This is a genomic window from Methanogenium sp. MK-MG (assembly GCF_009914725.1).
Classification (GTDB): Archaea; Halobacteriota; Methanomicrobia; order Methanomicrobiales; family Methanomicrobiaceae; genus Methanogenium.
This window is the reverse complement of record NZ_JAAAWJ010000004.1, coordinates 1-22,344: the sequence shown is the minus strand read 5'-3', so window position 1 is coordinate 22,344 and position 22,344 is coordinate 1. Positions and strand designations below refer to the sequence as shown.

General features: G+C 54.4%; 30 protein-coding genes and 3 tRNA genes. 21 read left to right on the top strand and 12 right to left on the bottom strand.

Going from position 1 to position 22,344, the window contains the following annotated elements; genetic code table 11:
• Window positions 1-194: 194 nt before the first annotated feature.
• The gene (locus MKMG_RS01170) at window positions 195-1,307 is read left to right on the top strand and encodes a GTP-binding protein (protein ID WP_165074605.1); all 1,113 of its coding nucleotides are present in this window, start codon (window positions 195-197) and stop codon (window positions 1,305-1,307) included.
• Here the strand turns inward: MKMG_RS01170 and MKMG_RS01165 are convergent.
• Complete coding sequence (locus MKMG_RS01165) at window positions 1,294-2,412, bottom strand: tRNA (guanine(10)-N(2))-dimethyltransferase (protein WP_165074603.1); 1,119 nt, start codon at window positions 2,410-2,412, stop codon at window positions 1,294-1,296. The genes MKMG_RS01170 and MKMG_RS01165 overlap by 14 nt on opposite strands.
• 65 nt (window positions 2,413-2,477) lie before the next feature.
• Here MKMG_RS01165 and MKMG_RS01160 point away from each other — a divergent pair.
• The 3 genes from MKMG_RS01160 (at window position 2,478) to MKMG_RS01150 (ending at window position 3,925) form a co-directional block, all read left to right on the top strand.
• Window positions 2,478-2,552: transfer RNA gene (locus tag MKMG_RS01160), tRNA-Arg, on the top strand.
• A 56-nt stretch (window positions 2,553-2,608) separates the two neighbouring features.
• Window positions 2,609-3,451: a geranylgeranylglycerol-phosphate geranylgeranyltransferase gene (locus MKMG_RS01155; protein WP_165074601.1), complete on the top strand. Its 843-nt coding sequence runs from the start codon at window positions 2,609-2,611 to the stop codon at window positions 3,449-3,451.
• A 57-nt stretch (window positions 3,452-3,508) separates the two neighbouring features.
• Complete coding sequence (locus tag MKMG_RS01150) at window positions 3,509-3,925, top strand: polymer-forming cytoskeletal protein (RefSeq protein WP_165074599.1); 417 nt, start codon at window positions 3,509-3,511, stop codon at window positions 3,923-3,925.
• Here the strand turns inward: MKMG_RS01150 and MKMG_RS01145 are convergent.
• The 4 genes from MKMG_RS01145 to MKMG_RS01130 are packed head-to-tail and all read right to left on the bottom strand — an operon-like array spanning window position 3,922 to window position 7,432.
• A complete protein-coding gene (locus MKMG_RS01145) occupies window positions 3,922-4,629 on the bottom strand; it encodes a DUF116 domain-containing protein (protein ID WP_254059034.1) in 708 nt (235 codons plus the stop codon). The genes MKMG_RS01150 and MKMG_RS01145 overlap by 4 nt on opposite strands.
• Window positions 4,626-5,663, bottom strand: a complete 1,038-nt coding sequence (gene mtnA / locus MKMG_RS01140) for an S-methyl-5-thioribose-1-phosphate isomerase (RefSeq protein ID WP_165074597.1) — start codon at window positions 5,661-5,663, stop codon at window positions 4,626-4,628. Before mtnA ends, MKMG_RS01145 begins: the two co-directional genes overlap by 4 nt.
• Window positions 5,664-5,673: 10 nt before the next feature.
• Entirely contained in the window at window positions 5,674-6,948 is a 1,275-nt protein-coding gene (locus MKMG_RS01135; protein ID WP_165074595.1) for a CoB--CoM heterodisulfide reductase iron-sulfur subunit A family protein, read from the bottom strand.
• Window positions 6,941-7,432, bottom strand: a complete 492-nt coding sequence (locus tag MKMG_RS01130; protein ID WP_165074593.1) for a gamma carbonic anhydrase family protein — start codon at window positions 7,430-7,432, stop codon at window positions 6,941-6,943. Before MKMG_RS01130 ends, MKMG_RS01135 begins: the two co-directional genes overlap by 8 nt.
• A gap of 30 nt (window positions 7,433-7,462) precedes the next feature.
• On the opposite strand from MKMG_RS01130, the gene MKMG_RS01125 reads away from it, so the two are divergent.
• Entirely contained in the window at window positions 7,463-7,921 is a 459-nt protein-coding gene (locus MKMG_RS01125) for a phosphopantetheine adenylyltransferase (RefSeq protein WP_165074591.1), read from the top strand.
• On the opposite strand, the gene pyrI is transcribed toward MKMG_RS01125, so the two are convergent.
• The 6 genes from pyrI to MKMG_RS01095 all read right to left on the bottom strand — a co-directional run bounded on the left by pyrI (window position 7,914) and on the right by MKMG_RS01095 (window position 12,348).
• A complete protein-coding gene (gene pyrI / locus MKMG_RS01120; protein WP_165074589.1) occupies window positions 7,914-8,384 on the bottom strand; it encodes an aspartate carbamoyltransferase regulatory subunit in 471 nt (156 codons plus the stop codon). The two genes, MKMG_RS01125 and pyrI, sit on opposite strands and share 8 nt — an antisense overlap.
• 2 nt (window positions 8,385-8,386) lie before the next feature.
• Entirely contained in the window at window positions 8,387-9,280 is an 894-nt protein-coding gene (gene pyrB, locus MKMG_RS01115; RefSeq protein WP_165074585.1) for an aspartate carbamoyltransferase, read from the bottom strand.
• 170 nt (window positions 9,281-9,450) lie between these two features.
• Window positions 9,451-10,179 carry a methyltransferase domain-containing protein gene (locus MKMG_RS01110; RefSeq protein ID WP_165074583.1) on the bottom strand — a complete coding sequence of 243 codons (729 nt, stop codon included), beginning with the start codon at window positions 10,177-10,179 and terminating at the stop codon, window positions 9,451-9,453.
• Window positions 10,176-10,490, bottom strand: a complete 315-nt coding sequence (locus MKMG_RS01105; protein ID WP_371415183.1) for a nascent polypeptide-associated complex protein — start codon at window positions 10,488-10,490, stop codon at window positions 10,176-10,178. The genes MKMG_RS01110 and MKMG_RS01105 overlap by 4 nt, the downstream gene beginning before the upstream one ends.
• Before the next feature lie 27 nt (window positions 10,491-10,517).
• Complete coding sequence (locus tag MKMG_RS01100) at window positions 10,518-10,997, bottom strand: PUA domain-containing protein (protein ID WP_165074579.1); 480 nt, start codon at window positions 10,995-10,997, stop codon at window positions 10,518-10,520.
• Entirely contained in the window at window positions 10,963-12,348 is a 1,386-nt protein-coding gene (locus MKMG_RS01095; RefSeq protein ID WP_165074577.1) for a DHH family phosphoesterase, read from the bottom strand. The genes MKMG_RS01100 and MKMG_RS01095 overlap by 35 nt, the downstream gene beginning before the upstream one ends.
• 110 nt (window positions 12,349-12,458) lie before the next feature.
• Here MKMG_RS01095 and MKMG_RS01090 point away from each other — a divergent pair, with 110 nt between their 5' ends.
• The 12 genes from MKMG_RS01090 to MKMG_RS01035 all read left to right on the top strand — a co-directional run bounded on the left by MKMG_RS01090 (window position 12,459) and on the right by MKMG_RS01035 (window position 19,275).
• Window positions 12,459-13,901 carry an NAD(P)H-hydrate dehydratase gene (locus MKMG_RS01090; protein WP_254059033.1) on the top strand — a complete coding sequence of 481 codons (1,443 nt, stop codon included), beginning with the start codon at window positions 12,459-12,461 and terminating at the stop codon, window positions 13,899-13,901.
• 48 nt (window positions 13,902-13,949) lie between these two features.
• Entirely contained in the window at window positions 13,950-14,414 is a 465-nt protein-coding gene (gene moaC / locus MKMG_RS01085) for a cyclic pyranopterin monophosphate synthase MoaC (RefSeq protein ID WP_165074575.1), read from the top strand.
• Window positions 14,415-14,539: 125 nt separating this feature from the next.
• Window positions 14,540-15,130, top strand: a complete 591-nt coding sequence (locus tag MKMG_RS01080) for a 50S ribosomal protein L15e (RefSeq protein WP_165074573.1) — start codon at window positions 14,540-14,542, stop codon at window positions 15,128-15,130.
• 88 nt (window positions 15,131-15,218) lie between these two features.
• Window positions 15,219-15,863, top strand: a complete 645-nt coding sequence (locus tag MKMG_RS01075) for an RNase P subunit p30 family protein (protein WP_165074571.1) — start codon at window positions 15,219-15,221, stop codon at window positions 15,861-15,863.
• Window positions 15,860-16,342: an Rpp14/Pop5 family protein gene (locus MKMG_RS01070; RefSeq protein ID WP_165074569.1), complete on the top strand. Its 483-nt coding sequence runs from the start codon at window positions 15,860-15,862 to the stop codon at window positions 16,340-16,342. Before MKMG_RS01075 ends, MKMG_RS01070 begins: the two co-directional genes overlap by 4 nt.
• Entirely contained in the window at window positions 16,342-17,085 is a 744-nt protein-coding gene (psmA, locus tag MKMG_RS01065; RefSeq protein WP_165074567.1) for an archaeal proteasome endopeptidase complex subunit alpha, read from the top strand. The genes MKMG_RS01070 and psmA overlap by 1 nt, the downstream gene beginning before the upstream one ends.
• Window positions 17,086-17,101: 16 nt before the next feature.
• Window positions 17,102-17,803, top strand: a complete 702-nt coding sequence (locus tag MKMG_RS01060; RefSeq protein WP_165074565.1) for a ribosome assembly factor SBDS — start codon at window positions 17,102-17,104, stop codon at window positions 17,801-17,803.
• A gap of 47 nt (window positions 17,804-17,850) precedes the next feature.
• Window positions 17,851-18,141, top strand: a complete 291-nt coding sequence (locus MKMG_RS01055; protein ID WP_165074563.1) for a 50S ribosomal protein L37ae — start codon at window positions 17,851-17,853, stop codon at window positions 18,139-18,141.
• Between the two features lie 10 nt (window positions 18,142-18,151).
• Window positions 18,152-18,283 (top strand): DNA-directed RNA polymerase subunit P, encoded by a 132-nt coding sequence (locus tag MKMG_RS01050; protein ID WP_165074561.1) that lies wholly within the window; start codon window positions 18,152-18,154, stop codon window positions 18,281-18,283.
• On the top strand, window positions 18,280-18,726 hold the full coding sequence (locus MKMG_RS01045; protein ID WP_165074559.1) for a hypothetical protein: 447 nt from the start codon (window positions 18,280-18,282) through the stop codon (window positions 18,724-18,726). Before MKMG_RS01050 ends, MKMG_RS01045 begins: the two co-directional genes overlap by 4 nt.
• A 1-nt stretch (window position 18,727) precedes the next feature.
• Window positions 18,728-18,916 carry a KEOPS complex subunit Pcc1 gene (locus MKMG_RS01040; protein ID WP_165074557.1) on the top strand — a complete coding sequence of 63 codons (189 nt, stop codon included), beginning with the start codon at window positions 18,728-18,730 and terminating at the stop codon, window positions 18,914-18,916.
• Window positions 18,913-19,275, top strand: coding sequence for a prefoldin subunit beta (locus MKMG_RS01035; protein ID WP_165074555.1), 363 nt, complete (start codon window positions 18,913-18,915; stop codon window positions 19,273-19,275). The genes MKMG_RS01040 and MKMG_RS01035 overlap by 4 nt, the downstream gene beginning before the upstream one ends.
• Here the strand turns inward: MKMG_RS01035 and MKMG_RS01030 are convergent, their stop codons facing one another.
• Complete coding sequence (locus MKMG_RS01030) at window positions 19,276-20,808, bottom strand: 2-isopropylmalate synthase (RefSeq protein WP_165074553.1); 1,533 nt, start codon at window positions 20,806-20,808, stop codon at window positions 19,276-19,278.
• A 163-nt stretch (window positions 20,809-20,971) separates the two neighbouring features.
• Here MKMG_RS01030 and MKMG_RS01025 point away from each other — a divergent pair.
• The 4 genes from MKMG_RS01025 to MKMG_RS01010 form a co-directional block, all read left to right on the top strand.
• Window positions 20,972-21,078, top strand: a tRNA-Tyr gene (locus MKMG_RS01025).
• Window positions 21,079-21,103: 25 nt separating this feature from the next.
• Window positions 21,104-21,176: transfer RNA gene (locus MKMG_RS01020), tRNA-Asp, on the top strand.
• Window positions 21,177-21,360: 184 nt separating this feature from the next.
• Window positions 21,361-22,158, top strand: a complete 798-nt coding sequence (locus MKMG_RS01015; RefSeq protein WP_165074551.1) for an A24 family peptidase C-terminal domain-containing protein — start codon at window positions 21,361-21,363, stop codon at window positions 22,156-22,158.
• A 3-nt stretch (window positions 22,159-22,161) separates the two neighbouring features.
• Window positions 22,162-22,344: phosphoribosyl-AMP cyclohydrolase (locus tag MKMG_RS01010; protein ID WP_305847392.1), on the top strand; the 183-nt coding region annotated here is incomplete at its 3' end.

The window sequence follows — 22,344 nt, the reverse complement described above, 5'->3', positions numbered from 1 at the left end:
ATCCAGGTGATGACGGGAAATGATGAGGGGTTTGTATCAGGTCAGGGAGGTCCCGAGCATTACAACCCTAATCTGGGCCTTGTATCCGGAAAAGATCCCATCGTGCGGATTTCTGTGATGGCAGGCGGTCTGTAGAAAAACCGGCAGATACACTACCCATAAGTAGTGTCCCGCCGATATGTATAGCACCACCAATGGCCACAATTGAAGACGAAATCAAAGCAATAGAAGACGAGATTCGCAATACCAAATATAACAAGGCGACCTCCGGGCATATCGGAAAGCTCAAAGGAAAGATTGCCCGTCTCAAAGATGATGCCGTCTCCCGTGCCATGGCCTCCGCCGGCGGTGGTGAAGGATTTTCAGTGAAGAAATCCGGTGACGGGACCGTTGTCCTCGTTGGTTTTCCGTCTGTCGGTAAGTCCACACTCCTGAATAAACTGACCAACACGGAGAGTGCGTCTGCATCATATGCATTCACCACCCTTACGGTTGTGCCCGGTTCCATGGAACACAAAGGTGCAAACATCCAGATTCTGGATATCCCCGGCCTGATTGCAGGAGCTGCAATGGGAAAGGGGCGAGGCAAGGAAGTGATCGGCGTCGTACGTGGTGCTGACCTCATCCTGCTTCTGGGTGATGTCTACAATGAAAAGCACATCAATGTCCTCATCAGGGAACTCTATGATGCCGGCATACGCCTCAATAAAGAAAAACCGGACATCACCATATCGAAGAGGGGGTACGGCGGTCTCCGGTTCAACACGGTCGGAAATACTGGCCTTGATATCGATGATATCCGTCCCCTTCTTGCAGATAACAAGATTGTAAATGCCGATATCCTGATCCGTGGAGAGGTGACCCAGGACGACTTTATTGACGCGATGTTTGGCAACCGTGTCTATGTGCCTGCGTTCTTTGCCGTCAACAAGGTCGACCTGGTCGACAAAGAGACCCTGGCCCAGATCGATATAGATGTAACGGAGCGCTTTGGCCGCCCGCCCATTCTTCTCTCTGCCGTCAGCGGATACAACATTGAAACCCTCAAGGATGAGGTATTTGATCAACTGGGTTTCATCCGCATCTACATGAAGCCGGTGGGCGGCAAGGCGGATCTGGAAGAACCGCTGATCATCCGCGAACCGGCAACCGTGGAGGCGGTCTGCATGAAACTTCACCGTGACTTTGTCGAGAAATTCCGCTACGCAAAAGTGTGGGGCCCGTCAGTGAAGCATGACGCCCAGCGGGTCGGCCTGTCACACAGACTCATTGACGGCGATATCCTGACCATTGTTACTCGCGCGTAGATACCGTATCCCTGAGCACAGACAGGGGTGCATCTGTTTTTATTCCCCGCCCGTCATAATGGGTTCGTGATGCCTGATATCCTGCATCACGGATGGCGGCAATGACTGTCTCCATCGGAGACGGTGAGGTGTGCCAGAGTTTGGCAAGCCGGTGGTAATTGTAGAACGCCGGGGTGGGCAGCTCTTCATCCAGCAGGGTGACCAACCGTGCGAGCACACTATCTCCCTGCCCGTCTGCCTCCAGATCCGCTGCCAGCTGTTCGAGCACCTCATGGTTGTTGATGGGGCCCACCCAGAGGGGGCCAATCCTACTCATTTTGGCACCGCACTCCGGGCATTCCTGCACGGACGGGAGTAAGGCAGTCTCGGCCGTATGCCACGGGCATGCGGGGCACTGGTGGATATACCCCATGTTTTTGAGCGCCTTGTCCCCCCTGCCCGCACCGTTTGTCATACGCAGATGGAGGCGGACGAAGTGCTCCCGTGCAAAGCAGAAGAGCGGTTCAACGCCGCGGTCGTATTTTACGGTCTCGCGCACGACAAATCCCAGAAGCAGGCGCAGACCCACCTCGCTATGGTATTCATTATTCATCGGGCGGGCACCATAGCGGCGTATGCCTGCCTTCAGGTGTGCCCCGCAGAGGGGAGCGGTGTCGGTTGCGGTGACAAAGAGGTAGTGGCGTGCGCTGGTGGCCGCGATATCCACAAAGGGTGCGGGTGTGCCAAACGGATCGAGGTCAACGACATCAAACCGCTGTCTCAGCATCACCGCCCTGCAGTCCTCTTCTGTAACCGTGATACCACTCTCCGGATACAGGGCCGCGTTCTTCCGGATCAGGGCGGCTGCCTCCAGACTGTAGTCATTGATCGTGACCGGGATGCCCCGTTCGTGTGCCACCCTCAGGCCACGGACGCCGGATGCGGCCATGGCGTCAAAGTATGATGACACCTCCAGCTGACGGAGAAGGTAGTTCGTGCTGTCACGGTTCAGCCGCATCCGGTCATTAAAGAAGACCGGCGCACTTCCGGGCGGGAATGAACTGTTCTCGTCCTGTTCGGGTATAAAAAACCGTGTACTCCCTTCCATAACCTCTCTGTCGCTCATCGCATCTGAAACGTGGTGGTTCGGAAATATTATACCTTCTGATGTTGAGTATTATGGGCACAAGTGGGCTTGTGGCCTAGCCTGGATAAGGCGTTAGCCTCCTAAGTTAATGATCAGGGGTTCAAATCCCCTCAAGCCCGTTCTCGATTTTGTTTTTGACAAATTTAATCCGAAATGAACGGCAATACCTCCGTACATGGGTCTTCACGGGTATCTGCAGATCATACGCCCGGTTAATGCACTTGTCGCAGGCATTGCCGTACTGCTTGGAGTGCTTGTCGCAGGAGTGGAGGTGACTCCCGTTATGTTCCTGCTCGTTCTGTCGGTATTCTGCATTACCGGCGCGGGAAATGCAGTCAATGACTATTGTGACCGCGATATTGATGCAATTAACCGCCCTGACCGGCCGATTCCCTCCGGTGCCGTCAGTATGAGAGGTGCGGCAATCTATAGTGCCATCCTCTTCCTCGCAGGTATCGCCTGTGCGGCACTCGTCCACCCGGCCTGTTTTGGCATCGCCTGCCTCAACTCTGTTCTTTTGGTGGCCTATGCGGCCCGGCTGAAGGGTGTGCCGCTGGCAGGAAACCTCGTGGTCTCGTATCTGGCAGGCAGCATCTTCCTCTTTGGCGGTGCCGCCGCGGGCCTGGACGGCCTCCTTTTGAATCTCCCGCTCGCGGGCATCGTCTTCTTACCGATGACGGCACGCGAGATCCTGAAGGATGCAGAGGATATCGAGGGTGACCGGGAAGGAGGGGCCAGCACCCTCCCGATGATCACCGGTGTCCTCGCCTCATGCCGGATAGCAGCAGTCCTTGCGGCAGGGGCGGTGGTTCTCAGTCTTCTGCCCATTGTGCCCTGGTGGGACGGGTGGTATCTTGCCATGATTGCTCTGGCGGATCTGGTCATCCTTTCTGCGGCGGCATCTTCAGTCAGGTGTGCGACATCTGCCTGTGTCAGAGACTCAGGCGCGACAAAACTGCTCAAAACAGGAATGTTTGCTGCACTCGCAATATTTATCTTCCGGGCCCTGATCGGATAAACCTGTAACAGGAGCAGAGAGTATAATTAATAATCTTTGAAATGTGAGTTTTATTCAATGAAAGTTTACCGGCAGGGAGACAATTTTATTGCACCAAAGGGATCCTTCTTTGACGGTAATGTGAAGATATCCGGCAATTTTATTGTAGCTTCTGATACCCACTTCTGGGGGCACCTCGATGTGGACGGCACCCTTGAACTTGGGCCGCGTTCTACGGTGGGAGGAGACATCACCTGTAGGAATGCAGTCATCGGGAATCAGGTGCGCATCAAGGGCCTCCTCAGTGTCGCAGAGAATGTAACAGTCTGTGACGGAGCCCATATCCGGAGTCTGCATGCAGGAGGGGATATCACGCTGCGCCAGGGCGTGCAGGTGGGTGATGTCTCATCTAACGAAACGATATTTGTGTGCGGTAAGATTAAATCCGGAAAACTGACCGGAAGAAACGTAAAAGTGGTTGGAAACGGCCCTTAAGTGGCCTGTTTCTTCTCTTCCGTGCCCAGCAGGGCAACATCATATACATCCGGCCAGTTGACCAGTGTCTCCACACACCCGTCTTTTATGGTGACGACACCCATTGCGACAACGCCTGCCTTGTCACACATATCAATACCCTCCTTGACCTCCATCAGGCATCCGACACCAATGATTGCCTTTGGATCATATTTCTTGAACATCCGTTTGATGAGTGTTGACCCGGGTGCAATCCATACACGATATCCAATCTCTTCGAGACGGTCAATATTCTCACCAACCTCACATCTTCCGCAGCGCCTGCAGACAAGCCCTTCGGGGGTGAGGTGTGCCGGGCAGTCTGCTGCCCTCAGGCATTGCGGAATAAATATCGCCCGTTCTTCAACCGGGACTGCCCCAAACGATGTGGTAGAGAGGGTGTTATGCAGCCGGATAAAAAATGCCGTCAGCTCCTGATCTTCCAGCCCGAAAAACCGGCATATCGCCTTGCTCATTCCTTCCGACATCACCAGTCCCGCCTTAAGGAGCCGGGGGGCATAGAAATGGCGGTTATGGATGGAGAGGAAGATGATGGCCGTCACGATGAGCGGGACGATGATCATCAACAGTAGGACAACAAGGGTTACCTCACCAATGAGGTAGATCAGCTGATCCCACCATGGAGTACCAACAACAGCCATCGGCTCAAGGTATTTTGAGCTCATGTCCGGTCCTTGCTGTACATTCCCGTGAGCTCGCCGTACGGGTACCGGAAGACACCACGGTCAGTGATGATGGCCGTCACCAGGGAGAGCGGGGTGGCGTCAAAGGCGGGATTTACCGTTCCCACCCCATCCGGCATCAGCTGGCGGCCGCCGCAGACCGCCAATTCGTCACGGGCACGTTCCTCAATTGTTACATCCGCTTCAGTCCCGCTGGTGTCAAGAGTGGAGTAGGGGGCTGCCACATAGAAGGGGATGGAGTGGTGGTGCGCACAGATGGCATGCATATAGGTCCCTACCTTATTGAAGACCGCATCCGGAGTTATCCGGTCAGCACCGACCACTACTGCATCAATCATGCCCCTGCGCATCAGGTGCGCTGCTGCAGAGTCGGGAATGGTTTTAACAGGTATACCGTCTGCCTGCAGTTCATATGCCGTGAGGCGCGATCCCTGGTTCAGGGGACGTGTCTCACAGGAGAGCACAGAAACGCGTTTTCCCGCCTCAACAGCAGAGCGGATGACGCCCAGTGCAGTGCCCCATTCGACACAGGCAAGGGCTCCTGCATTGCAGTGGGTCAGAACGGTGCAGGTATCAGGCAGCAGAGCAGCACCGTATTCGCCGATACGGTGGCAAAGGGTGATATCCTCCGCTTCAATGGCCTGTGCCTCCCGCAGCGCCGCGTCACACGCAGCTGCAGGTGTCTCTTCCCGCATGGCAGTCTGCAGCACCCGGTCGATGCCCCAGCCCAGATTGACCGCGGTCGGCCGTGTCGCCCGGAGATATTCCGCATCCATTTCTACCGCATCCCGGAATGCCTGCCCTGCCACTTCCTTCCGGTGCGAAAGACAGGAGAGAACCACCCCGTAGCCCCCGGCGACGCCCAGTGCGGGTGCTCCGCGGACTTCAAGCTGTCGGATACCGTCTGCCAGGCGTGTCACGGAATGCGTCTCCACGGTTGCCCGTTCTGCAGGCAGACGGGTCTGGTTGATATAGATGAGGCCTTGTGCCCCCGTGTCCCATGTGATTGTTCGCATGCCTGCCTCCTTATTCTGCAGCGGCTGCGTCCAGGAATGCCCGCATTGCCGCTGCCTCTCCCTGTGTCACACAATCCGGGATATCCTTTGGCGCAACAGCAGCACCTGCGATGTAGATGCCCGGACGAACAGTTTCGACCGGGGCGCATTTCATCTCTTTTTGCTCAAAGAAACCGTTTTCATCCCGTTCGATACCGAACATTTCTGCAAGTTCTGCCGCCCCGTCTGCCGGTTCAAGGCCCACAGAGAGCACCACCAGTCCGGGTTCCAGTCTCTCCAGCTCTGATCTCTCCGTGTCTTCCACCGGAAGCACCATGCCATCTGTTGTCCGGATAATCTCTCCCGGACGGCCCCTCAGGAAGCGAACCCCCAGTTCCTGTGCCCGTACATAGTATTCCTCGTATCCCTTCCCGTAGGCACGGATATCCATATAGCAGATGGTAACCGTTGTATCCGGGTTCTTTTCTTTGATGAGAATTGCGTTCTTTATGGCATACATGCAGCAGACACCTGAGCAGTACGGCCGCTTTGCAGGGAGGTCACGGGACCCGAAACACTGGATAAAGACGATATGGTCGGGAGATGTTCCGTCAGAGAGGCGCTTTATTTTCCCGCCGGTGGGGCCGCTTGCATTGATCAGCCGCTCAAACTCAAGGCTGGTGATCACATCCGGGTGGCGAAGATACCCGAATGCTGTCTTCTTCTCTGCATCAAAGGTCCGGTAGCCGGTCGCAATGACAACAGAGGCCACATGGAGCGTGACCTCCTGTTCTTCCTCTTCCCGGAGGATGGCGTCCCTGCCGCAGATGTCATAGCAGAGGCCGCAGTCAATGCAGTGCACTGCGTCACGTATGGTGATGTTTGGGACTACCTGCGGATGCGGCTTGTAGATGGCCTTCCTGACGCCCACTCCTGCATCAAATGTATTATAGACCTCCACCGGGCAGATGTCGGTGCAGTCCCCGCAGCCGTTGCAGGTATTCTCATCGACATACCGCGGGTGGCGGACGGCTGTTATTGTGAAACGGCCGACCTCTCCTGTGATACCGGTGACCTCAGTGAGGGTATGGATCACCACATTCGGGTGGCGGGCCACATCCACCATCTTCGGGGAGAGAATACACATCGAACAGTCGTTTGTGGGGAATGTCTTGTCCAGCTGGGCCATATGGCCCCCGATGGACGGTTCGCGTTCAATCAGGTGCACCCTGACACCATGGTCTGCAATGTCGAGGGCTGCCTGTATGCCGGCCACGCCGCCGCCGATGACTGCCACTTCAGACATTGTAAGTCTCCCTCCCGAGTTTGACGTAGGAACGGGCATTCTGCAGGATGTGACTGACTTGTTCCTCCGATACCTCCCGTATGACTTTGCCCGGCACACCCATCACAAGGGACCGAGGGGGTATCTCTTTTCCTTCGGTCACAACAGACCCTGCGGCAATGACACAGTCTTCTCCGATGACTGCGTTATTCATCACGATGGCACCCATACCGACCAGCACCCTGTCCCGTATTGTTGCACCATGAATGATGGCACCATGGCCGACAGATACATCTTTGCCAATGGTAACCGGGCACCCGGTGGTGGTGTGAACAACCGCATTGTCCTGTATATTTGAACCACTGAGGATGGCGATCCGGTCTTTATCGGCCCTGATGACTGCACCGTACCAGATGCTGACATCATCTGCGATGCTGACATCTCCAGTCACAGTTGCATTTCCGGCAATAAATGCAGGTGTTCCGGCAGAAGTATCGCTATTCATAATAAGGTATATGTATAACCTCACGCTCCAATGAAGATTATGGTAGGGGGCACATTCAGCCCACTCCACGACGGCCACAAAAAGCTCATTTCCCGTTCATTTGAGCTTGCCGGGAAAAACGGGCATGTTATCATCGGCCTTTCCACAGATACATTCGCTGGCGGAAAGATTCATCCGATTGCACCGTATGAAGAGCGCAAAGAGGGCCTTATCGCCTTTATCCGGGAGTCCGGGTATTCGGCAACCTGGAATGTCATCTCCCTGAATGACCGGTATGGTGCCACCCTTGACACGGATTTTGATGCTCTCGTCGTCAGTGAGGAGACATTTCCGGTGAGTCTTGAAATAAACCGTCTGAGAAAAGAACGCGGCAGAAAGAAGGTGGACATCCATCAGATCACCTGTGTACTCGCCGATGACGGCAGATGGATATCAAGCACCCGGATACACCGGGGCGAGATCGATGACCACGGGCGGATGATCAGATGATATGGCTTTCGATATCCGTGGTGATGACCGTGTCACAGTAGAGGCAGTGAAGGCCTGCCTCTGTGACTTCAAATGAACTTTTAATAGGTTCATTGGCATTGGTGATGCACCCGGCATTGGTGCAGCGTACAATGCCGGAGAGGTGTTTTGGTATCTCGACCCCTTTCTTCTCCACCACAATATAGTCCCGGATGATGTTGATGGTGGCATGAGGTGATATGAGGGCGATTCTGTCCACCTCTTCTTTCAAGAGTTCCCTCTTGCTCACTTTGACGATATCCTTTCTGCCTTCCTGCCCCCCAGTCATGGAGGTCACATTGGTGGCAATGGAGAGTTCCTCATCCGTCTGACCGGTGATGCCCAGCACCCGCAGTACCGTGAGTGCGGCGCCGGCCCGGATATGGTCAATAACGGTTCCGTCTTTAATGGGGCTTATCAGAAGGCCCTGCGGTTTATCTTTCATTCTCAGAACACCTCTTCAAGCATTGCCATTCTCACGGGCACACCATTGCGTGCCTGTTCAAAGTAGCGCGCACAGGGCATCGCATCGACACGGGGGTCTATCTCCCCTGCCCGCGGCAGGGGGTGAAGGACGATCATACCATCTTTGTGCCCTTCCAGTATCTCAGGCGTGATACGGTAACTTTCCCCTACATTGTAGTAGGATGCCGCGTCCGGGAAGCGTTCCCGCTGAATCCGTGTGGCGTATATCACATCCAGTTCAGGGATGAGACTCGTGATATCTTCATGCTCCTGCACCGTGCATCCGCGTCTGTGCAGTTCAGCCACAAGACTCTCCGGCAGTTCAAGGGTAGGAGGTGCGATGGTGTGCAGTGTGACATCATAATTAGAGAGGGCATAAGCAAGCGAATGAGCGGTCCGGCCGTACCTGAGATCGCCCAGAAGGCCGATATGGATGCCTTCCAGGGGCATGGACTGGCGGATGGTATAGAGGTCCAGCAGGGTCTGAGACGGGTGCTGCCCTGCCCCGTCCCCCGCATTGATCACCGGCACCGATGCAAACTCACTTGCCAGGCGGGCCGCCCCCTCCTTTGGGTGGCGCAGGACAATGGCATCCACATAACTGCTCACCACCCGCACGGTATCAGCCAGTGTCTCACCTTTTGATATTGAACTGCCTTCGACACTGTCGACGGTGATTGTCGTCCCCCCAAGCCGTGAGACCGCAGATGCAAATGACATCCGTGTCCGCGTACTGGGCTCAAAGAAGAGGAGTGCGACTTGTTTTCCGGCTAATGTCTGTCGTATCTGCGGTGCTGCATCAATGGCACCTGCCCGGGCAAGAAGACTGTCAATCTCCTCCCTGCCAAAGTCCTTTATTGATATGATATGTTTCATCAGAGGCCCGCCTCCGGTTGTAGCGGCAAAAAAATAATGAAAAACATACGCAGGGAAATGCACCAGGCATCTCTGTCTGCGATCTCCTCCATAGTCAGTAATGTGTGATTCTGGGTAATAGAAGTATCCTGCAGGAAAGATATATTCAAAACAAAAAAGGCCGGAAAGTACTATTCCTTCCGGGCAACGGTGATATATCCGCTGTGGCTTACGCGCGTTGACGGACGGGTTCCCCGCTTTGTCCGCGTCAGTTCACGCCCGATAAGTTCGTGACAGACGACATCGGTGAAGAGCGGTTCTGCTGTGTCCATCACAATGAACGTCTGTTCAAGAAACGGCGTGTAGGTGACAAGATAACCGCCCGGCCTCAGGAGGGCGTGTGCATGGCGGATATGCGCCTCTGTGATCTGCAGGTCAAGATGGACGACGTCATAGCTGCCTTCTGCATCAAGCATATCGCCTGCAATGACCTCCACGTTCTCAAGGCCTGCCTCCTGGATGTTTTTCCGACATACTTTGGCAAATTCCTCGCGTATCTCATAGGTGGTGACGGTCTTTGCAATACCACCGAAGAAAATTGAGGCAATCCCGCTGCCGGTTCCCGCATCCAGAACATCGTCATCCCTGTTCATGCCGGTCAATGCACAGACCATGCCGATATCCTTCGGAAGCATCGGTGCGCCGGTGCGCCGGGCATGGGAGAAGAAATCAGTCGGCCGGGGAATCCGGATATAAAACGGTATGCCCAGGTGCGTCTCTATGGTCTCGCCCGGCGCTGCATCCAGGAGGGCATTCAGGTCAATGATACCCTTGTCAGTACTCAGGGTCCCTTCGCCTGCACGTACGTAATACTCCTTTCCTTCCCATATGAGAAGAACCCGCTGGCCATTACTGATCATGCGCTGGTGAGCCTGATAATTGCCTCTGCAATCTCGCCCTTTGCCTCTTTGAGTGCGGCACGCGCTTCGTCATGGGAGACCTGCGCCTGTTCTGCAACAAGCTGCACGTCATCATCCGGAATTTCTATTGCTTTCGGGGTGAATACCGGTTCACTGCCCTGCAGCTGGTAGGTCTTTGTGCCCTGCATCGTGGTGACGACGACCTCTGCCGGCTCAAAGACATATTCTCCTTCGGTTGTATGGATGACCACACGTTCGACACCTTCGATGTCCTCCATCTTCATGCCGAGCTGTTTCATCATCTGTTTCATCTTTTTTGGGTTAACTCCGGGCATCATTTAGATCAACCTTCCTGACCGTACCTGTACTGCTCCACCATAATTAAATGCCATCATCTCATCACCCGAGAGAAGCGCATTCCCGGTAGCGATGAGCTGATCATCGCCTGTGACAACGAGGACTTCATCTCCCGCCATAATGCCCGGGTCAGCTGCGGTGACATGTTTTGCCATGGCATTCTTCCCTTTCATCATGAACTCCGCCACCTCTTCGGTGACAGACACCCGGTAGACGGGCGCGGGCAGACAGCGCCAGAGGCGTTCTGCTCCTTCAATGGAAAGGGTAAAACGTCCGTCATGTGCCCGGACTGTTGCGATACGCACCTTGTCCAGCATCACATAGCGTATTCGCTTGGTGGTGGAGAGTCTGAATGTACATTCATCGGAGAAGAGGGCAACTCCTGCCCCTCTCCCGAACTGATAATCCGCGATCGTCCGGACGCGGTTAACTGCGCTGTTCTGCGATAATTCTGTTGACACGTTCTGCAAACCCCTCTTCGGCATTCCGTGGAATATATGCTCCCGCAGCTATCTTATGTCCTCCGCCGCCACCACCGATCTCTTCGGATGCCGCGATGAGTGCGGCCTGCAGGTCAATGCCCCGTTCCACCATGCGAGTATTGGTCCGCATGGAGACCTTGACCAGTTCAGGGTCGTCATTGAGGTAGCAGAGGATCATAATCGGTTTCTCGTAGTCCAGTTTGGAGAGTGCCATACCCGCCCCGATACCGACGATGGTGTCAGGGAACCGGTCGCCGACATGGATGTGCTGCATGTGGCTCAGTACCGTGGTGCCGGTGTCAAGGATGTACTCCATCATCTCCCGGATGATCCTCTTGTGGTGGCGCAGCATCTCCTCTCCTTCACGGTATGCCTGTGCCCGGTCACCGGCACAGACCGCACTCCCCACTCTTGGTTTGGCCCAGCGGCCGCAGGCATTGAGCATGGTCGCATACTCGGATGCATTCCTGAGCGGCGTCCCTCTCTCTTCGTCCGGGAAGATGTAGTGTTCAGAGAGAAGGCGTGAGATGTCCTGCCCGGTTGCAAGCATCTGCTGTGCGAGGCCGTTGATGATGGCAGACTTCTCATCCTGGTTAAGGTCCTCCCATACCCGCTGCCTGCCGCCCGCGGTCCGCTCCTCTATCTCCAGTTTCCTGAGAAATGCCTCCGCTTTCTGCTCGTTATTGGATATGCCCGGTATGAACGGGTCGTCGCTGAACGTGAGGCAGACCCTGAGGGGGCGGGTGGATATGCCGTAGCAGTTCAGTTCCTGCTGCACTATTTTTATTGTGCCTGCCCGCTCCCCGTCTGCCGCAATTTCCCGTGCAGGCCCTGTCAGACCACAGTGCTCCCGTGCCATCATATCGCCAACATTTCCGACGACGGCATTCTGTGCAAGCACGCCAAGATGCGGGTGTCCCGGGTTCATCTCCTTTGCGACGAGATACCCGACACCTGCCGCCGAGAGCTGGGTGTAGCCATAGGGCTGACCGTTTGCCTGCAGGTAGGGAGTGTCCACGTTCTGTGCGACATGATGGTCGATAATGGCCACATCTTCAGTGCCCATGCCCCGTTCCTCCAGCAGGTTCTGCTGCCCCGCCCCGAGGTCGATGAAGACTTTCAGGCTGCTGTCTTCAGGCACATATTTCATGGTCATGGGCTCAAGCTGACGTACGAAGACGCTCTGTACAGGAATGTGTGCATCTTTGCATGCCTGCATCATGATTGCTTCGCTGGTGATGCCGTCTGCATCGATATGGGATATTACGGTGACTGCGTCTGCATCCTGTATCTGCCGGGCGACTGCCCGGACATCATCTTGAAACGTCATTGCTGTGTAGTGGTTGTCATTGCTCTTTGATGAAGGATGCCATCATGATGGAATGTTAATGAGGAAGAACGGCAAAAGAGTCAGATAGGAGTATAGCAGGTGTCATGAAGATGAATCCCTGGCAGTATGCGGTGGAATTCCGTGAATTTCTGGAGACGGGCTGCATCAGCCCGGAGAGGATGCGGGCAGTTGACGCCAATGCACAGGCGCTGGGGGTGTCTGCCGTTCAGCTGATGGAGAGTGCGGGAAAAGGCCTTGCTGACTATGTGAGAGGCATGTCCCCCGGCCATGTGGTGGTGCTCTGCGGGAAAGGCAACAATGGCGGTGACGGGTTTGTGGCGGCCCGCCATCTCTGCCGTGACTGTAATGTTACAGTGATCTCCCTCTCGCGTGATATACGGACAGAGGAAGCAGCCCGGAACTGTCATGCACTCTCTCACTGCGGTGTGTCAGTCATCATCGCTGAGACTCCGGATGCCGTTCGGACATGCAGGGACCGTATCTCTTCAGCAGACGTCATCATCGATGCCATGCTGGGCACCGGCATCACCGGCGGACTCAGGGAGCCATACGCCACCTGTGTGAGGGTCGTGCGTGATGCCGGTGTCCCGGTCGTGGCCGCAGATACCCCGACTCCCGGCCTGCCTGCCTCTGTAGTCTGCTCATTTCACCGTGCAAAGGGAGGAGAGCCCGTGGTAATCGACATCGGCATTCCCGATGAGGCGGAGTGTTTCACGGGTCCTGGCGACCTGCTTTTCCTGCCGGCAAAAGGGCAGGGCAGCCACAAGGGTGCGGGCGGCGAAGTGCTGGTCATCGGCGGCGGCCCGTACCAGGGGGCACCATATCTCGCAGGTATGGCAGCCATCCGGGCGGGGGCGGATATCGTCCGGGTGGCGACCCCGAATATGCTGCCCTGTCCGGACCTCATCGTGGAACAGACCGAAGGGAGAGTGATCCGTGAAGAGGATACCGACCGGCTGGCAGGGCTTGCAACGCGTGCAGATGTCACGGTATGCGGGTGCGGCCTGGGGGTGGAGAGCCATGGCGTCATCACAGACATTGCCGCATACATGGGCCGGGCGGTCTTTGATGCGGATGCCCTCCGGCAGCCCCTGCCGGTTGCAGACATGTCAATATATACACCCCATGCGGGGGAGTTTTTGCGTATGACGGGCTGCCGTCTGCCGGATGACCCTGCCGGACGGGGTCGTATGGTGCGTGATCACGGGCCTGCCGGAGTCACACTCGCCAAAGGGCCGGTTGATGTCATATCTGACACCGGTCGTGTACGCTTCAGCCGCAGCGGCACCCCGCATATGACCGTCGGCGGCACCGGAGATGTCCTTGCAGGCATTGTGGGGGCACTCTTCTGTCATCTCCCCGCATTTGAGGCAGCAGCCCTCGGTGCCTATATCAATGGCTGTGCCGGAGAATTGCTGGTTAATTTGGGCGACGGTCTTGCTGCTACCGATCTTCTCGCACAGATTCCTCCGGTCATATCGGGTGCGAAAGGCGGGCGTAATGATAAGTCAGATCATAACGAAGCATTCTGACAGCATATCCGGCATGTTAATGGCCGGGGCAGGAGCAGTAAAAACAGTATGCCCGAATTTTCTCATATCAATAATGACCGTGCCTATATGGTGGATGTGACGCAGAAGGATGATGTGCATCGCCTCGCACGGGCGGAAGGCCGGATTCACCTCCGTCCTGAGACGCTTGAAGCCATCCGTGCAGGAGAGGCCATCAAGGGGAATGTGCTTGCAACAGCACGAATCGCTGCCATACAGGCGGTAAAACAGACCTCGTCACTGATTCCGATGTGTCATCCTCTGCCGGTTGGCGGTGTCGATGTGGATTTCCATGATGGTGACGGGTTTATCACAGCAGAGGTGGCCGTGCGGACATACGGCCGGACCGGTGTGGAGATGGAAGCCCTGACCGGTGTCAGTGTGGCGCTTCTCACCATATGGGATATGGTCAAATCCGCTGAAAAAGACGAGGACGGGCAGTATCCGGAGACATCTATCGAGGGTATCCGCGTCACCGAGAAGCGAAAGTCCTGAACCTGTATCACCCCAGATCTTTTAATAGCCAAAGATCAAATATATGAGAACCGCCGGGTGTATACCCGCTGGAAAAAGGGATGTGGCCATACATAACGGATGGCTGAACCTTTAGGTGAAAACCAATGTCAAAATCAATGTACTCCTATGTCCGTGAGGCATGGAAAAGACCAGACCAGTCAGAAGTCAAACAGCTTCTGTGGAACCGGATGCAGATCTGGAGACGTGAAGGCAGTGTTGTGCGCATTGAGCGCCCAACCCGTATCGACCGCGCACGCACCCTCGGATACCGTGCAAAGCAGGGTATCATTGTGGCACGTGTCGGCATTCGCCGTGGTGGCCGAAGGAAGTCCCGCTACATCCGTGGACGCCGGACAAACCGCATGGGCATGCGCCGTGCAACCGCAGGAAAGAGTATCCAGCGGATTGCTGAAGAGCGTGCCTGCCGCAGGTTCCGCAACATGGAAGTGCTGAACTCATACTGGGTTGGGCAGGACGGTCGCCAGAAGTGGTATGAAGTTATTCTCGTTGACGGGCACCACCCGGCAATTGTCAATGACCCGCACCTCGGATGGATGGCAGACCCGGTTCACCGTGGCCGTGCCGAGCGCGGACTGACCAGTGCCGGTATGAAAGGACGTGGCATGCGCAAACGCGGAAAGGGAACAGAACACACCCGTCCAAGTATCCGTTCAAACGGAAACAAAGGGAAATAACCCTTTTTCTTTTTCAGCTGTTTTGCCGGGACAAATGCGGCAGTTTCCGGCTGACACGAATGATTTATTTCTGCCGCAGGGGTGTTTTATGATGAAGACTGCTGATGCATGTATCTATCCGTACCCGGTGGGGAATACCACTCTCCGGAGACTCGCAGACGAGCTTGAGCGGCGGGGTTTTAACGGTGCAGTTGCTGTTGGTATTCCTGCGGGCTGCACGGTAGGTAATGTCCGCTTCCTTTCGGGGGCAGAGATCACCGCAAATTCCGTGAAGTCCTGCAGGGATGCACTCCGGAATGCACCAAAGGCCGACATTGTGATGGTTCATGCGGGAGATGCCGCCCTGAACCGGACGATTCTGGGGAATGTCTCCCTGCATATTCTCCGGGGGATTTACCATACGGACAAGCGGGCCTTTGATCATGTCAGTGCACGGATGGCTGCAGACCGGGGTGTTGCCGTGGATATTGACCTCTCGCGTATCATCAGGGAGTCCGGCCCGCGAAGACAGCGGGCACTGGAGCGGTATCGTGAAATCGGGCGTTTGTCCCAAAAATATGAATTTATGCTTACCATCTCCTCCGGCGGGCACTCCCTCACCGACCTGCGGTCTACCCGGGCATTCAGTCTCCTGGGAAAGGTGGCAGGGCTTGATGAGGAACAGGTATGTGAAGCCCTCGCCACCCCGGCAGCACTGATGTCGCCCGCCCGGGCGGCGGAGGTGATCGGATGAGACCCCTGCCACCGACACAGCGGCCAAACTGGCGCTACATTGCAGCAGAGATGGTGCCGCAGTGGTGCCCTGCCTCGGCACGGGATATGCATTATGCGATTCTGGGGTGTGAGGCATCGTTGTTTGGCGACAGCACTGCCGCAGCAATGCGCACCAGTGTCATATCCTGTGACAGGGGCGTTGTTATCATACGCTGTATACGGGGTACCGAACCGGATGTAGAGACAGTCCTTGCAACCGTGACGAATGTGGAGGGCGCCCCAGTTGCGTTGCACCCGTTTGCCACCTCCGGTACCATTCATGGACTGAAGAAAAAGATCACGCCCCGTCCTTTGCCCTCTGATGAGGGCAATTGTGAAATCGGCAACAATACCTACCGGATTCTCGGGATATCAGGTCAAAAGGTTGATTTAGTTCAACAGGGTATTAAACAAACAACAGCACTGTACCTAAATACAGATGATTTGGAGGATTTCTGATGCAGCCAATGCAGGCACAAATGGGATATGACAGGGCTATTACTGTGTTCAGCCCTGACGGCAGACTGTACCAGGTAGAGTATGCCCGTGAAGCAGTAAAGAGGGGGACAACAGCCTTAGGTATAAAATGCAAAGAAGGAGTTGTTCTCATTGTGGATAAGCGGGTCAGCTCCCGTCTCCTTGAACAAACATCAATTGAGAAAATTTTCAAGATTGACGGCCACGTTGCCGTTGCATCCTCGGGTCTTGTCGGAGATGCACGGGCGCTTGTTGACCGGGCCCGTGTGGAATGCCAGGTGAACCGTGTCTCGTATAATGAATCAATAGACATTGAGACGCTCTCAAAGAAACTCTGCGACCATATGCAGACATATACGCAGTTCGGCGGCGCCCGCCCGTATGGCACTGCACTCCTGATTGCAGGTGTAAGCGACGGAGCTCCCCGCCTCTTTGAGACAGACCCGTCCGGCACCCTGCTGGAATACAAGGCAACGGGAATCGGCACCGGCCGTCCTGCTGTTATGAAGGTCTTTGATGAGAAGTACAGCGATGACATGGATTGTGCTGAATCAATCAACCTTGGCCTTGAAGCATTGTATGCTGCAACGGAAGGGAAATTTGACGTGGACAATGTTGAGATTGGCATCATACCTCTCGATACCGGCATGTTCAGGAAGATGACCAAGTCAGAAGTCAGTGAATATACCACCACGTTTGAACCGGAACAGGCTACCGAAGAGTAGGCAGGGGACCTGAGATATGATTCCGCTTGACCAGGCAGTTGTCGCACGGCTTGAGAGCCATGGTGAACGGTTCGAGATACTCGTTGACCCTGACATAGCAGCTGCTATCCGACAGGGTGACGATATTCCGGTAGAGGATGCAGTGGCAGCACTGTATGTCTTTGAAAATTCGTCAAAAGCTGAAAAATCACCTGAGGAGACGCTGAAAAAGGTATTTGATACAGTTGAATTCGAAGCGATTGCCGAGCGTATTATCAGGAAAGGGGAGATTCACCTGACCGCAGAACAGCGGAAACGGATGACTGAGGACAAGCGGAATCAGATTGTGACATTCATCTCCCGGAATGCGATCAATCCCCAGACAAAACTTCCCCATCCGCGCCAGCGTATTGAGATGGCGATGGAGCAGGCGAAGGTCAGTGTGGACCCGTTCAAACATGTTGATGAGCAGGTAAAGAATGTCGTAAAGGCATTACGGCCGTTAATCCCGATTAAGTTTGCTGAGATGAAATTTGCAGTGAAGATTCCTGCTGATTATGCGCCGAAGGCGTATGGTGAACTTCGCACAGCAACAACCATCGAGCAGGATCAGTGGCAGAATGACGGGTCATGGATCTGTGTTGTGCGCATCCCCGCGGGCATACAGGAGGAATTCTACTCCCTCATCAACCGTCTCACAAAAGGGGACGCTGAACTGAAGATTCTTGATCAGGATTAATAAAGGTTGAGAGTAAATATATACAGACATATCAGGGGCAATATTACATGGCTAAAAAGAGAAACCAGAGAGCAAAAGGACGTATTACAGGAAGTGCAGGCAGATTCGGACCACGCTATGGCCGATTCCTTAGAAAGCGTGTCAACGAAATTGAGACAGTTTCACGCGCGAAACATGTCTGTCCGCGCTGTGACACACAGGCGGTTGCCCGCAAGGGAACCGGTATCTGGGAATGCCGCAAGTGCGGTTTCAAGTTTGCTGGTGGTGCATATGCGCCGCAGACACCAAATCTGAAGGTTGCACTTCGTACCATCGAACGCTCACTGATCAAGGAGTAGTGACTCCGTCGTGTCTGGATACAAGTGTGCCCGGTGCAAGCAGAAGGTCGAGGTGGACGTCAATGTCCGTTGCCCTTACTGTGGTCACCGAATTCTCTTTAAAGAGCGCGGGGCAGGGATAAAATCCCTCAAGGCCCGATGAAGCTTGTTACAACATCACGGAAACCGGCTCCGGAACTGAGGACTCTGGGAAAGGACCTTGCATTTGCACTGGGGGGAAAATATTCCCCCCGTGGGAAGGCAGGGGTTGATGAAGTATTATCCTGGGGAGATCCCGTTTTGGTCGTCTCACGAAGGGGGAGAAAAACTCTGATTGAGACGTATGTTTCCGGCGATTCGGTATCCGGGATATTTCTATCGGGATTTACCGTGTCCCGCCGGGACGTGCCTCTTGAAAAGGGACTTCGCACAGGCAGCGAGAAGATGTATCATGAACTGGCGGAGTGCCTTGATATCTCTCTTACGGATGCCGGTGTGAATGAGATCCTGTTCCATGGAGCACAGGCAAAAGGATATGTCCTCAGAATCGCAGAAAAACCACAGGGAACACAGGGCAGCGTTTCACATCAGGACAAGCAGTCCTGACGTGGTATATGCGGCTGCACTTCCGGAGATGGGAGACATGGGGCGTTCATCTGCCTCACTCTCCCAAGAGACGGACGGGAGACTTTTTCTGTCTGTGGAAGGGGAGGACATCTCCGCACTCAGGGCGGCAGTGAATTCATATCTCCGGATAATTATGATTGCAGAAGAGATGCAGGAAGTATTGAAATGAATGGCGTTTCACCTAAAATACAGAATCAGATTGCAATGATCCAGCAGGTTCAGCAGCAGCTTGGAACCATTATTCAGCAGAAATCACAATTTGAGATGATGGCAAAAGAGGCCCGCAAGGCAGAAACCGAGCTTGGAGGCACCTCTGAGGACTCGGATGTCTATGTCACCATCGGAACCGTGATGATGAAGCAGGATCGCAAGAAGGTCATCGCCGACCTGACAGATAAGGTCGAGACATTTGAACTCAGAATTAAATCACTTGAAAAGCAGGAAAAAGCGCTCACCACAAAGTTTGAGCAGCTCCAGGCCCAGATAAAGGGTGCGCTTGAGGGTGCCAATGCACCCTCAATAAACTGATTATTCTCCTTTTTTCAGCCTGTAGACAAGGTTCAGTGCATTAATCATCGCCTCTGCTGATGCAAGGACGATATCGTCTGATGAGGCCCCGGCATCATAGATTCTGCCTTTGGCATCCTCGACAGCAATGGATACATGGCCAATGGCATCACTCCCCCCCGACATGGCGGATACTGAAAACTCCTTTAACACGAGCACTTCCGGGACGATGCCAATGACCGCCTTCATGGCAGCATCGACCGGCCCGTTCCCGATTCTGCAGCACACCGTCTCTTTTCCATCCACACTCGCCCTGACGGTGGCGGTTGCCATGATGTGATTTCCGTTTATAACTGCGATGTCATTGAGGACGATGATCTTTTCGACACCTGCCCCGCCGATGACCGTATCTGCGATCCCATAGAGATCGTTCTCCGTCACTTTTCTGCCGCGGTTTGAGATCTCTTTAACCTGTGCCACAATCTCATCCAGTTCACTCTCTTTTGCGACGATATGCGCATCAGAGAGCATGCGTGCGACGGCATGACGGCCGACATGTTTGCCCAGTTTCAGTCTCCTGCGGTGCCCGACCATCTCCGGCGTCATGATGCCGGGTTCAAAGGTGCTCGCTTCTGCGAGCACCCCCTGTGCGTGTATGCCACTTTCATGGGCAAACGCATTATCCCCTACGACCGGTTGTGTGGGGCCAACAGAGATGCCTGAGAAGTGTGAAACCATCCGTGACGTCTCAACCAGTCGTTCGGTGCTGATTCCTGTCCTGATGCCATATATGGACTCCAGTGCCATCACCGTCTGCGCGATGTCAGCGTTGCCGGCCCGTTCGCCCATTCCGTTGACCGTCACCTGCACTTGGGAGGCACCCCCCTCCACAGCCGAGATGGTGTTTGCAACTGCCATACCGAAGTCATTGTGGCAGTGCACATCAATCGGGCAGGCAATACTTTCTGCAAGGCTGGATACGAGTGCTCTCATGGATGACGGGGATGCCACCCCCACGGTGTCGGGCACATTGATAATTGTCGCCCCCGCGTCTACTGCCACCCGGTATACTTCAGTAAGTTCAGCCATTCCGGTGCGTGTGGCATCCATCGCCGAAAACATCACCTGGTCTGCACGGTCGCGGGCAAAGCGGACGACTGACCTTGTGATGTCAACGACCTCTTCGTGAGTTTTTCTAATGGTATGCACCCGCTGCACCTCTGAAGTCGGGATGAAGACATGAATCATATCCACACCGCAGTCTGCGCAGGCCTCTACGTCCGCCCTTGTTGCCCGCGCGAGGCCGCAGATACTGCTCTTTAGTCCTTCTGAGGCGATCTGTTTTACAAACTCTTTCTCATCTGCAGACGATGCGGGGAATCCGGCTTCAATGACATGAACACCAATCTCTGAAAGCTGATGTGCGATGCTAATCTTTTCATCACGGGTAAATGACACGCCTGGTGTCTGTTCGCCATCCCTGAGGGTGGTGTCAAAAACAGTTACTCTATTCTGAATACGTTTCGAGTCGCCGAAGAAAGCGACCTGCCGCATCTCCTGCGACTGTCCCGGTCTCGTATTGTTTTTGAGACATGATTCCTCTATATGTCTGGCGCGAATATAATGATTGGGTCGGATGAAATGGTGGCATTCCCGGTTCAAAACACAAACTATAAGGCAAGATGTGTCGTATATTGTAGAGCACCACGGCGCAATGCCCGCCTTAACTCAGACTGGTAGAGTGCGCGGCTGTAGTATAGTGTACCGGATGACGGTAACTGCGCGGCTACCGCGATGTCCCCGGTTCGATTCCGGGAGGCGGGACTTGTCAAAAGCGTGCGTGCGAATTGCCCAGGTAGTGTAGGGGCCTATCATGCAGCCCTGTCACGGCTGCGACACGGATTCGAATTCCGTCCTGGGCGTAACTCCTTTTTAGAACCGGTTTTCTGAATGCGACAACAACTGACAGGTTATCTGATCGGTCCGGACGTATTATCCTGATTATTTTTGTGAGAATCATTGTTGATATTCACGAACGCCTGTCACTTCTGCATGCAGCCCGATCATGATTATGCATTAAAATGATACTACAGACAACATATGAGTATGATCTACCAGACACTGATCATCTCTTCAGTGGCCATTGCCCTGACCCTGCTCTACGCATCGGTTCTGGATCTGCGGGAACGCAGGGTTCCGTTTAAGACATGGTATCCCATGCTTGTTATTGCACTTCCGATGGCGGTGCTCACGTATGCAGGATTATTCGGCGATTCCCCGCGGTTTGCACTGGGCCTGTTATTTTTGTCAGCGATGCTCTGTGCATTTTATTATGTGGCCTCGGCCTACCTGCATCTCTTTGGAGGTGCAGATGCATGGGCGATGATCTTCATTACTACATGTATACCTGTCTTCCCCGTTGAACCGTATGCAGGTTACCCGATCATCGCGTTCTTCCCCCTGTCTGTAATGATGAATGCAGTTCTTCTCAACCTTGTGACGCCTCTGGGTATATTTGCCATTAACTGCCTCCGGAAAAATCATGGCCCCCTTCGCTACATGTTTGTGGGTTTTCCGGTTGCCGGAAATACCATTCAGGATGAATTCGGTTTTGTAATGGAGGAGTTCACTGAAGAGGAAGATGGTGCGGTGACGCGCCGCTACCTTTCATTCACAGAAGCGATTCGGAGAATGATCCGTGGAGAGCGAAGACTGTATACCAGAGATTTTAAACGAAATCCTGAGGAATACAAAGAGGAGCTGAGACTCTACAGGAAAGCAGGAACCGTCTGGATCTCCTATGGCGTCCCGTTCATCCTCCCCATTTGCGCAGGATTTCTATCTGCAATATTTATTGGTGATATTATGACAATAATAATACAGGCACTATCGGGAGTTGTCTGATAGATGGATATTAATTACAATAATTCAGGACTTGTTCCTGTGATTGCACAGGATGCAGAGACCGGGCGTGTACTGATGCTTGCATATGCAAATGCTGAAGCCCTTTCTCTGTCCCGGTCCACAGGATATGCACATTATTTTTCCCGCAGCAGAGACCGCATCTGGAAAAAAGGTGAAGAATCGGGA